This window comes from Labilibaculum antarcticum (assembly GCF_002356295.1).
In the GTDB taxonomy this organism is placed as follows: domain Bacteria; phylum Bacteroidota; class Bacteroidia; order Bacteroidales; family Marinifilaceae; genus Labilibaculum; species Labilibaculum antarcticum.
Window position 1 is genome coordinate 1,270,986 of sequence record NZ_AP018042.1, and the last position, 12,792, is coordinate 1,283,777.

Sequence of the window (12,792 nt, forward strand, 5' to 3'; positions counted from 1 at the left end):
ATTTATTTAATCAACTTTATTCTAATATTGTATTTTACAATTCCCATTTTTGAACTAACCATTCGGCCATTCTAAGATCTTCGCTTTTTTTCTCTTTCTTAGGACTGTTAGCAATAAGCTGCAAAGTACTCGCTTTAATTGTTTCATCATCTACACCCAAACAATCGACAGTATTTAAAGCCTGACAACGTATCTCAGGGACATTATGGTTTACTAATGTATTTAACGATTTTAGTGCTAATTCTTTTTCGCCTAAATTATAAAGTGTTTCAGCCGCAACAATTGCAACATTTGGCGAATCATCATTTAATACTAGTTTTAATTCTGGAATTGCTATGGCTGCTTCATTTTTAAGAATTAATAGGCCAGTTGCTCCCCAGTATCGGATCACACTATTTTCATTTTTAAGATATGCTATACACAAGTCTCTGTTTTTAACTAAACCTTGAGTAACAATATCCGCAACATTAATAATAGTATCTAGTGGCATATTAGCGGATCTTACTAAATCGTAAGGCGCTGATTGCTTGGTAAGCGATAACATTTCTCCTTCAGGAATAAAACCTGCATCGTGTATATTGTGCGACCAGTCTTTTACCGCAGCTCTCATGCGTATCAGTGTTTCGCTATATTCTGAATTGTTTGCTAAATTATTTATTTCCCAAGGATCATTCTCAGTATCATACAACTCCTCAAAAGGTTTTTCTTTCCAAAAAGCACTTTGTATTTCATTACATTCTCCTGCTTTATATGCTCGTTCCCAAGAGCGTGCCGAAGGTGCATTCCATAAATAAGTTAAATGCTGTCCATGTGATCGGTATGGCATGTAATTACGGATGTAACGGTATTTTTGATCACGAACTGCACGGCACATGTCGTAACGCTCATCCATTCTCCCACGAAACATATACGCATACTGAGGATCTTCCGTTTTTTGTTCGCCCATAAATGCATTTCCTTGCATAAAATCAGGAATAGGAATATTAAGAATACTCAATAAGGTTGGTGCCAGATCGACAAAACTAATTATACGATCGACTTTACTTCCAGTATTTGATTCAGGAAAAAGATGTTTGAATTTCTCAGGTATTCGAACAATAAATGGAACATGAGTTCCCGTTTCATAAACATAGCGTTTGCTTCGTGCCAACACTCCACCATGATCACTATAATAAAAGACAATGGTATTATCAGCTTCACCTGAGGCCTCTAATTCAGCCAAAAACTGTCCAACCTTAGTATCCATATTTTCCACTTGGTCGTAGTATTGCGCCCAATCATGTTTCATTTCTTCAGTTGCTGGATGGTATGGAGGTAATGGAACACTATCAGGACTATGGCGTAGCTCGCTCGAAGGTCGAGAACGATGAATGGTTACTTCGTGAGAAACTCCAATATTAAAAATGGCAAAAAATGGTTGCCCAGGTTTTCTATTTTTATAATGTGCCTTATCACTCGTCTCATCCCAAAGCTCACTGGTTTGTTGCTTATTTATATTGTAATCTGTTTTTCTATTATTTGTACAATAGTAACCTGCTTCGCGCAAATAATCAGGATAAAGACGCACAGAATCAGACTTATTGTTGTAACTACGCATATGCTGATTACCCGCAGAATTGGCATAAACACCTGAAATAATCGTATTACGTGCTGGAGCACACACTGGTGCATTAGCATAAGCATGGGTATATAAAAAGCCTTCCGAAGCCAGCTTATCAAGGTTAGGCGTCGTTGCAAATGCATCATCATAACATCCCAGCAACGGGCTATTATCTTCACTTGTAATCCAAAGAATATTAGGCTTATTAGTTGTTTTAACAGAACAAGAAGCTAATAGTACAAGAAATAGCAAACTAATTGATAATTTCATAATATATGTATTTAGTCATTATTATCATCCAAATTCGAAGTATTCGATACTAGTTTTATAACAAAAGAGTATCGATAATTCTTTTCGGTCAAACGATATTCAGGGTGTGTAAATTTCCCCCAACTATCATCGCCTCCAACGCCCATCTGCTTGTAATCAATATTTACTGAAGTAAGGTTTCGAGCTTTCACATCGGTAGTATGTCGATTATTAGGAATGACTCCTGCCCTACCATCTGTCCTTTCAAGCGATTCGAAGTCTTCCATAATGTTATGGTGTGCACTTACCGACAATAAAGGTTTACCAATAAACTTTAATCCATTTCCAATACTATCTGTAATACTCACCCAGCGCACATCGGTTTTGTTTCCATTTTCCTGTGGTCGTAAGTAAACCCAGTATTGATCGGCTACACTTCCGGAATACAAGCCTACAAATGCGCTTGTTTTCCTATCCCAATAGGATTCATGAGGACCACGCCCAAACCATGTCATTTGATCAAACTCTCTTGGCATAACGAGATTCATTCCCATACGAGGAATTTCTGGAAGATCAATATTTGCCATTTTGAAAGCGTTTTCCACCTCTATTTCGCCTAAAGAGGAAACCGTATATTTTGTTGTGCATTGAGCAATTTCTCCAATGGTATCACTCATTAAACTAAACTGGAATTTAATGAATACTTCATTTTCTGATTTTTGCTCAATAGTCGTATTATTAAGTACTTTATTATCCCAAGCTTTTCGCCATATTTTTGATCGCTTATGCAAATTATTACCAAAATCATTATCGATAGGAGCTCGCCAAAAATTAGGTGTCAAACCTGATTTCAAGTAGTTGACTCCTTCACTGCAAAAACTAGTAATATTCCCATTCTCTAAATCGAAAACAAGGTCAAAAGGAGCGCCTTTAATAACAAGCTTATTAATATTTTTCACATAAGAGATAGGCGATAATTCTTTAATTCGAGGCTTAATTTCTTTCTCAGAAAATGGTAATTTAAACTGTTCTCTTGCTATTTCATATCCTCTATGAATCAATCCTTTCGTTTTCTTTTGCCTAGCTGATATATTTAAGAAATACTCAACACCTGATTTTGGTTGAACGCCGTACTCCAATTTTATTGTTAGTTTTTCACCAGAATCTACATTCAAATCATCTAGTTTTCCATGCTCTACAACTCGCCCATTCCCTTCGACAACCCACGAAAAATCAAATTCAGACAAATTGGTAAAAACATACTTATTGTGAATTTCAATTTTTCCCGATTCCAAATCAATTGGGTTAAAACCAATACATTGATGAACCTTTTTTGCTTCCAAAAGGTGCGGTTTAATAGCACGATCCGGATTTACTAAGCCATTGTTACAGAAATTACCATTAGAGGGAACTGTATCAGGTCCAAAATCACCGCCATAAGCCCAAAAATCTTCTCCTTGCTCATTTTTAGTTAATAGACCCTGATCTACCCAATCCCAAATAAAACCGCCCTGTAAGGCTCTATATTTTTCAATTATTGTCCAATAATCCTGAAAATTGCCAAGGCTATTTCCCATAGCATGTGCAAACTCACATTGTATTAGTGGTTTGTTATAAGGTGCTTCTGCATACTTAATCATGCGCTCGGCAGACATATACATAGCACAATAAATATCTGTATTATAATCAATGTTCATGGCACGTTCGTGCTGAACAGGTCGAGTTTTTTCAACGCTTTTTAAATAATCATAGGTCGCAAAGAAATTTACGCCATTTCCAGCTTCATTCCCTAATGACCAAATAACCACAGATGGTTGATTTTTATCTCTTTCATACATATTTCTTGTACGATATAGATGCGCATCCATCCATGTTGAATCCTTAGCAAGAGATTCTTCGCCATAACCCATCCCATGCGATTCTATATTTGCCTCATCAACCAAATAAATACCATATTTATTGCACAACTCATACCAATATTCAGGTTGCGGATAATGTGAGGTTCGTACAGCATTAATGTTGTGTAGCTTCATTAATGTAATATCCTTTAGCATCGTTTCACGATCAACATAATGGCCCGTAACAGGATGATGTTCATGCATGTTCACCCCTTTCAGATAAATGTATTTTCCATTCACGAGAAGCACTCCATCCTTAATTTCAACAGTTCTAAAACCTACATCCTGTTTTATAAGCTCCAGAATTTCATTCTTCTCATTTTTTAAGATAAGAGTTAGATCATAGAGCTTAGGTTGCTCTGCCGACCATTTTTTTACATTCTTAAAATTCGCCTCAAAAGAGATTTCATTCTCAACACTATCCAACTCAATAGTTTTTGTGAATTTCTTTAATAAAGAGTTACCATCTGATAGTTGAGCTTCAAGCGTTATCTTTTTTGCTTTTCCAGCAATATTTGCCAATACAATATTCAATAAAAAAACGCCATCCTTATAGTTTTCATCCAAACTAGAAGTTAATCTGTAATCACGAATATGCTGTTTCTCTCTTGCCATTAAAAACACATCTCGTGTCAAACCACTCATTCGCCAAAAATCCTGATCTTCGAGATAAGCGCCATCACTCCATCGATATACTTCAACGGCCAATGTATTTTTTCCCTTCTTTAAATATTTTGTAATATTAAATTCAGCAGGTAGTTTACTATCTTCACTGTAGCCTACTTTTTGTTCATTTACCCAAACATACATAGCCGAACTTACCGCTCCAAAATGCAGAATTATTTCTTTTTCATTCCACTCTTCGGGCAATTTAAAGCTTCGTTTATAGGAACCTACAGGATTATAATTGGCTTGAATAGTAGGAGGTGTTTTGGCATGCGGATATTTTGCATTGGTGTAAATTGGATAGTCGTAGCCTTGAGTTTCCCAGTTACCAGGTACTCTAACTGTACCCCAATCACTAATGTCAAAATTATTTTTAAAAAACCAGGCTGGTCTTGTGGAAGGATTTTTAGCCAAATGAAAATCCCAAATGCCGTTTAGGGATTGCATTAAAGATGATGACCATTGATCTTCAGACTGTAATTCATCATAAGTAGCGTAAGGTATAAAAGAAGCACGTGGCACTTCTTTATTTATTTGAGAAATAGCAGGATTTTCCCAATCATGAGGTAATTGATCATGGTAGGGTATATTTTCATATTTACTCTTACATGAAGAAATAAATATCGATGTAAAAATAACACACAAAAATACTCTTTTTGTTCTCTTAAAGATTTTATAATTTTTCATGAGAAATCTAAATAATTATACAACAAAAAATCAATCGTATTTATTTTTTTCTTATTCAATAAATTATCTGTTGAAGAGTGATAACTCTCCAACAAATAATATTATTTCTTACCCATTTCTTCTGGTAATAAGTTCTTCTTCTATCTTCTTCATAAACACTTCGTTTAGAGAATAAAAATAGATGAAAACAGCCGCTAAGAAGGCACCAATTGCTGGAAAAAGACTCAGCATCAACCTAATACCTTTAGTGGACTCGACTGTTTGCTCAACATTCGCTTCAAATCCATAAGCAGCCAATATCCACCCCGTTATAGCGCCACCAATTGTCCATCCCATTTTTTGAGACATAGAAGAGGACGAAAAGATAAGACCTGTGGCACGACGTCCTGTTTTCCATTCAGAAAAATCAGCAATATCTGCATACATTGCCCAAATAAGAGGAAATACAATACCTGCCGAAATTCCAATGATGACATTAATTCCGAACATCAAATAGATTTGATCTGCCTGAATCCAGAAAAGTGTCAAACTGGTAATTCCCGCAATTATCATGGCATACAAAAATGTTTTTTTCTTACCGATAATTGCTGACACAGGTTTAGCCAAAAGAACACCAATAATATTAGAGATAAGCCATAAAGTCATATAAGCTGAAGCTAAAGCCTCCCAGTTGACTAATCCAAATCCTCCTACTTCTTGATCTCTAACGAAATATTTAAAATAGTACATCATGGAACCATCACGTAAGGAATTAAAGATAAGAGAAGCAATACCAGCTGCCACCATAATGAACCATGGTATATTCTTCATCAAATCTTTGAAGTCATTTCTGATAGACGACTTCTCTTTTTTTGCTGGTTTTACGCGTTCTTTAGTGAATTTGTAAGTCAGCATAAAAAACAAAGCTGCTAACACCGCATAAATTGAAACCGTATACTGATACCCTTGTGCTTCAGAAACACCACTTTCCTCAAACATACCAATAAACCAAGCTGCTGTTGCTGTTACAAAGATCCCTCCAGAGAAAGCACCAATAAAACGGAATGAGGCTAATGAAGTACGTTCTGCAGGACTTGACGACATGACACCCATTAGAGATGAGTACGGCACATTTACCGCTGTGTATACCATCATCATTAAAGTATATGTTACATAGGCATAAATTAACTTACCTGTTGTTCCTAAATCAGGGGTCATAAAAGTTGAAATACCTATTAATGCAAATGGAACTGCTGCCCAAAGCAGGTAAGGGCGAAATTTACCCTGCTTTGTATTTGTACGATCGCATAAAACGCCCATTAATGGATCGTTAATACTATCCCATAGTCGGACAAGAAGAAACATAGTAGCCACTGACTCTGGTGATATTCCATATACATCTGTATAAAAAATCATCAGGAACATGGAAAATAACTTCCAAAACATTGAAGAAGCAAAATCTCCAAACCCGTACCCAATTTTCTCTTTTAGTTTAATTTTCTGATCGCACATAAAGCTTTTTTTATCGGATAAAACCGAAATACAATTTCTACTTATAAAAAATTATCGCACTGCCTAGATTATAGGCAGTACGATAGTTTTCAGCTACTCATAATATAACTCAACTCTACTAATCTGAGATTCTAGATTGAATTCAATTTTTAAATATGAAGATTCTTGATTTACCTCTACATCATGTACAATTGGTACCCAGTAGCCATAATCACCTTTTCCATTATCATAAATGTTCGGCTGTACGTCAACACTCTTATAGTTGTCGTTATCCTTAGAGGTTAATAACCTTAAATTGCTAACGGCTTGCTGACAAAAACTATAAATTCTTATTCTTTTGATGTTACCTGGAACGTAGTAAATCATTTTTTCTTCAGGACCTGCTTTAAAGCGGTACATATCTTCTTTAAAGACACGATCTCTATCAGTTTCCAAACTAACATTTTCAGTAGAGAAATACACTTTCCCGAAATTATTCATGTTATCAATCAGTCCTAAGGTTTCCACTTTTACTGGACCAACAGTGTTAGAATAATCAGAGCTACCATATTCGTTTTTTGCTTTTATTCTATAATAGTATGACTTCCCTTTTTTTGCTGTGTTGTCTTCAAACAATGGAACATACTGATTTACTGCATCAGAAATATTATAACCAACCAACTTATATGGTCCTTTCTTCTTTTCAGAACGATATATATCATAGCCCAAAGCGCCCGTTGAACCTTTCCAAGAGATTGTTGAAACATGTGCAATTGGTAATAATTCAGGAATACTTGGAGCTGAAAGTTCTGGCATTTTATTGCCACTAATTTTAGAAGCTTGTTTGCGCATCATTGCAAAAAGATTCTTTTCATCGTATGTACTCCCACTCTCGAAACCTGGCCAATGGTAAGCTTTGTAACGTCCATAACCTAAAGGTTCTGAATGCCAATAAAATCCACCTTCAGAACGATGACCACGTATTCCCCAAACGAGAAGACCTGTTATGTCAGAATTAATGACATAGTCGATACACATTTCCAAAGCAGTAGTACTTACAAAACCACATTCTCCGATTAAGTATGGTTTCTTACCATCAATAAGCTCAATATTTCTTTTAACGTTTCTCACAAATTCCGCTGGATTAAGCTCATAATGGTGCGAACAAATGATATCAACATTTGGATTGCCTATTGAACTTTCCATTACAGGACGATCATCGAAAGCAAAGAAACCATCCATAGTAAGGTGATTCTTATCTAAACTTTTTATATATCCACAAATCTCATTCGTCCATTCAGGTGTTGAATAAAGTTCATTACCTGTTTCCCAGCATAAAATGGCTTTATCATCTTTGTAAAATTCGCCAGTTATAGAATTCTTTCTATTAATTACGAAGTTTAATGTTGCTTTATAATCAGCAATAATCTCTGGATCGGTATAAAAAACGCCTCTATCTTTGCCCCTGAAACCGCAATATTGAGGAACGCCACCCATCCAACGGAAGTTATTCAATGTTGAAAAAACAATTCGAATGTTGTATTCATTAGCAAGTGCCAATACCAAATCCATGGTTTTAAATGACTCTTCCACAAATTGACCAGGTCCTTCAATATAAGTAGGGGCGGTGTTAGATTCATTTTCTATACGAACAGGAAGTGTGTACATTCTTATTACCTGACCTCCAACTTGTTTCACCGTTTCCATTACATCTCTGATTTCGAACTCATCAGGTAAACTGTAAGGATGTAGGCGATCAAATTCAAAGACATCCTCGTTGTAATTTAGTGTTGGAATATTAAATGAAACAAATCTAAATTCCTTATCGCCATTCATTAATTTATTTCCTTTTACAGAAATAAAATTCTCTATATTCTCCTGACCTACTGATAGCAATGGTAATATACACATCAACAGGACAATTATTCTGCTTAAGACCCTCATACTATTTATATTTTTTTTGAATATTTACTTTTTTACATGCTTTATTCTATTGATCATCTCAAAACAAGCGCGGGCATTGTGATATGGACATTTCCAAAATCCGACTTTTTCTTTACTTAAATCCGGTTTCCCTTCTCTATTGACCAACCAGTGCCATTCCCCATTTTCATGATCGATATGGTATTTTCTAGCAAATGACCAAACCTTTAACAGTGCATCAACATATTTAGGATCCTTAGTTATAGTATAGGCATTCATTAAGCCTACCAATGCTTCAGCTTGTGGCCACCAATGTTTATCGTAATCAAACTTACCATTAGAACCTTCTCGTTCATTAATCACTCCTCCATCATAGTCAATCCCCTCTTCAATAAACCCGTTTGCAATTTTCACCGCAACAAGTCTTACTTTTTCAATAAGATCTTCATCATCTATTTCTTGAACAGCTTCAGTTAGTAACCAAGCACACTCAATATCATGACCATAAGAAATTGTATTTCCACTTAATACCCAATCTCGGGTAAAAAATAAGCTCAAATGACCATCGCTTTTAATAAACCGTTCAAGAAACACATTAATTAAAGCCGTTAACTTTAATTTTAATTGATCATTGGGCCATATTTGCAACAAACATGTATACGCCTCTAAAACATGCAAGTGCGTATTCATTGTCTTCTCGTAATTCGCATCTTTTTCACTTAGACGTACATCACTAAGCGATGACCAATCTTCGCCAAAAGCTTCAATATACCCAACATATTTATCATCATAACTGTGTTGTTCCATCAACTTGTATATTTCAATAGCCCAATCAAGAACTTCTTGAATACCCGTTAAACAATAATACTCACTTAAAGCATATATTGTAAAGGCTTGCCCATAAATCTGCTTTTTTCGTTGAGTTGGAATACCCAAATAATCAAGTTCCCAATAGACTCCTCCATAAATTGGATCACGAAAATATTTTTGAATATAAGTGTAAGCTCTATCTGCTAATTTTTGATAGTCATCAGATCTCATTTCAACGGCAGAAATTGAGAATGTCCAAAGAATACGTGCATTTAAAATTAGGCCTTTATTTGCTTCAAAACTTTTAGTATTATCAGCATTTACTTGACCAATAAATCCGCCACTTAAATCATCTACACTATATTTTTCCCAATAGTCCAAAATATTTTCTTGAAGCACAATTCCCAATTCACCTTGAAGCGTTTTTAGATTAAAATCCATCATCCTAAATTAAGGTTACTCGTAATTAATTCATTAATTTTTTGAACTGACTTCTCAGATCTCAAGCCATCTTCAGGCGTATTCTGAGCATAATCAACTAATTGATCGACACTGGACACTGCCACGTGCATTCGCGTATCTGATGATGCGTAATAAATAAAAACCTTACCATCTTCATCACAAATCCAACCATTTGAAAACAAAACATTCGATACATCACCAATACGTTCACTCTCTTCAGGTGCCATAAAATAACCTCCTGGTTGATGCGTAATTTTAGTAATATCATCTAGGCTAGTCATGAAAACGTACAAAGTATAACGCAAGCCTGCAGCGGTATTTCGAACACCATGAGCCATATGCAACCATCCCTCTTTTGTTTTTATTGGAGCTGGTCCCTGACCATTTTTAAGTTCATAAATAGTGTGATACGCTTTATTCTGGAAAATTCTTTCTTCTTGAACTATCGGATTTTCCATATTATCAATAAAACCTATTCCGATACCACCGCCACCACCAACTTCAATAAATCCATCTTGAGGACGGGTGTAAAGTGCATATTTTCCCTTTATATATTCAGGATGTAATACGACGTTTCTTTGTTGCCCAGCATTTGAGACTAAATCAGGAAGACGTTCCCATTTTACTAAATCCTTAGTTCGAACAATTCCTGCACCAGCAGTAGCTGAACTTGTGTCATTAGCAGGAGCGCTTGAATCTTTCCTTTCTGTACAAAAGATACCATAGATCCAACCATCCTCATGAGCCGTTAAACGCATATCATATACATTAACATCTGGCTCTTCAGTTTGAGGTAAACTTATTGGCCTATCCCAGAATTTAAAATTATCAAGTCCATTTGGGCTTTCAGCGACTGCAAAAAAAGATTTACGGTCCCATCCTTCAACCCTAGCAACTAGGATATACTTTCCATTCCATTTGATTGCTCCAGAATTAAACACAGCATTCACTCCTATACGTTGCAACATATTAGGATTTGTATCTAAATTCAAGTCATAACGCCATTCAAGAGGAATGTGCGCAGGTGTTAACACAGGATTTAAATATCTATCATAAATACCATTGGAATTAGGTTGCGTATTATTCACCTTTACCAATAGTGACTGATGTTCTTCTTTCAATAGTTCTAACCGTTCTTTTCTCATTTCAATATTCTTCCTATTTCGTTGTACTTATCAGGCTGTTATCAATTAACACATTTCTTTTCCCGCTATTCAGTTCAACTTTAAGTTTCTCTGCTATCCTTTTATAATGTGGCTCATTTATTAAATTAAAATTCTCTTGAGGATCAACCTCGTGCTCGTAAAGCTCATACTCAACAATCGGATTATCAGGCGCCTGCCACTTCACTAATCAATAACGCTCTGTTACCATTGATACTCCGAGCACTCTACCTACATTAGGAATCCACTTTGGGAAACACTGTATGCAGCTTCTTTCCAATCATTCTTCAAATTCTCTATTGATAGAATGCATTTTATCTTTTGTTGGAAATATTTAATTTTGATCCAATTGGGGTGCTTTCATAATAATTTGCTAATTCAATAACTTTTCCTGGTAATGAAACAGCTAAATTTACAAGTTCAGTGGGATCTTCAATAATATTGTATAATTCCCACTCTCCGCCATTTAATCTGACAATTTTGTAATCACCACTTCTAAACATCCTGAAATTTTCCAATCCTGAAACGAAATAATCTGGTTCTTTACGTTTTTCTCCCATAAAAACAGGCAATAACGAACTACCATGAAGCGGCAAAGTAGTATGACCTTTTATTGAATCTGGATATTGTATTCCTAATACATCCAAAAAAGTGGGGGCAATATCTACGACATGCCCTGGTTGATGGCTAATTGTATTTGGTGCTATTTTGTTTGGCCAATAGGCTACAAAAGGGGTATGACTTCCTCCTTCATGACCACATTGTTTGTGCTGTCGGTATGGCGTATTTCCCAAGTTTGCCCAGGCGGTACGTAAGCTCCAATAGGAGTTGGCAGGACCTGGTTGAACATCTGTAATCTTATTTGAGTAAAATGGACATGATCCGTTATCATTTAAAAACATGATCAATGTATTTTCTAGCTGACCATCTTTCTCTAACTTTTTTAAAACACGTCCAATATTTTGATCCATTCGGTCAATTATTGCAGCATACACTGCCATTTCAAGATCCAAAGAATCTTTTTGAGATTCAGATAAACTATCCCATGGATAATAGTCTGTATAGTCAGGTATGAGCGGCCCTCGAAGTTTATTCAAGTTATTTTCAGCTGGACTTAGCTTTGCAGCTTTTAGAAGCACTCCTAACTTTTGCATTTTCGCAAAACGTTCCTGACGGATTTTATCCCACCCTTTTAAATATTTCCCTCTGTATTTTTTAATATCTTCCGGCCTGGCCTGAAGTGGGTAGTGAGCCGCATGATAAGGTAGATAGAGAAAGAAGGGATCCTTTTTTTGAAATGCTTCGTCTAACCATTTCAAGGCATAATCCGTAATGAAATCCGTCTTGTACATAGGTGATTTTTCGAACTCAATTTCAGCAGCATTTAATTCCCTTCCCTCAAGAAAAAAAGGTCGTTCAAACTCACCTGATGGAGGTAAAAAATATTCTGTTGTTGCCCAAAAATAAAACGAATGATCAAATACATTTTCTGCCTTACAATATTCAGGTACCCAGGAATCAAAATGCTCCTTTCCACTCATGATATTAAAATAGCCTGCCTTCTTTGTCAAATTAGCAAGGTGTACAGCTCCATTTCCACCTGTATACAAACCAGTAAGTAGTGATGACCTAGTAGGATTACATTTGGCCATATTGTAAAATGTTGTAAACCGTAAGCCTTCATTAGCCAAGCGATCAATATTTGGAGTCTCAATTTCACCACCGTAAGAACCAATATCTGAAATCCCAATATCATCTCCCATTATTAAAATAATGTTTGGTCTTTCCTCTTTCTTTTCAGCACAGGAATAGATAAAAAAGGATAGAAGAAAAACTGATAAAGTTTTTTGCATTATATTAGTAA

Annotated in this window: 7 protein-coding genes; all 7 read right to left on the reverse strand. The window is 35.7% G+C overall.

All coding sequences use genetic code 11. The features are described 5' to 3' along the window. Positions 1-34: 34 nt before the first annotated feature. Positions 35-1,870: a sulfatase family protein gene (locus ALGA_RS04700; protein WP_096428233.1), complete on the reverse strand. Its 1,836-nt coding sequence runs from the start codon at positions 1,868-1,870 to the stop codon at positions 35-37. An 11-nt stretch (positions 1,871-1,881) separates the two neighbouring features. Further along, positions 1,882-5,100: a glycoside hydrolase family 2 TIM barrel-domain containing protein gene (locus ALGA_RS04705; RefSeq protein ID WP_096428234.1), complete on the reverse strand. Its 3,219-nt coding sequence runs from the start codon at positions 5,098-5,100 to the stop codon at positions 1,882-1,884. A gap of 108 nt (positions 5,101-5,208) precedes the next feature. Continuing rightward, positions 5,209-6,591 carry an MFS transporter gene (locus ALGA_RS04710; protein WP_096428235.1) on the reverse strand — a complete coding sequence of 461 codons (1,383 nt, stop codon included), beginning with the start codon at positions 6,589-6,591 and terminating at the stop codon, positions 5,209-5,211. 93 nt (positions 6,592-6,684) lie between these two features. Further along, positions 6,685-8,481, reverse strand: coding sequence for a glycoside hydrolase 5 family protein (locus ALGA_RS04715; RefSeq protein WP_096428236.1), 1,797 nt, complete (start codon positions 8,479-8,481; stop codon positions 6,685-6,687). Between the two features lie 57 nt (positions 8,482-8,538). Beyond that, entirely contained in the window at positions 8,539-9,744 is a 1,206-nt protein-coding gene (locus ALGA_RS04720) for an AGE family epimerase/isomerase (protein ID WP_162845383.1), read from the reverse strand. Beyond that, positions 9,744-10,910 (reverse strand): glycoside hydrolase family 130 protein, encoded by a 1,167-nt coding sequence (locus ALGA_RS04725; RefSeq protein WP_096428238.1) that lies wholly within the window; start codon positions 10,908-10,910, stop codon positions 9,744-9,746. The genes ALGA_RS04720 and ALGA_RS04725 overlap by 1 nt, the downstream gene beginning before the upstream one ends. A gap of 332 nt (positions 10,911-11,242) precedes the next feature. Beyond that, a complete protein-coding gene (locus ALGA_RS04735; protein ID WP_197705705.1) occupies positions 11,243-12,781 on the reverse strand; it encodes an arylsulfatase in 1,539 nt (512 codons plus the stop codon). Positions 12,782-12,792: the final 11 nt, after the last annotated feature.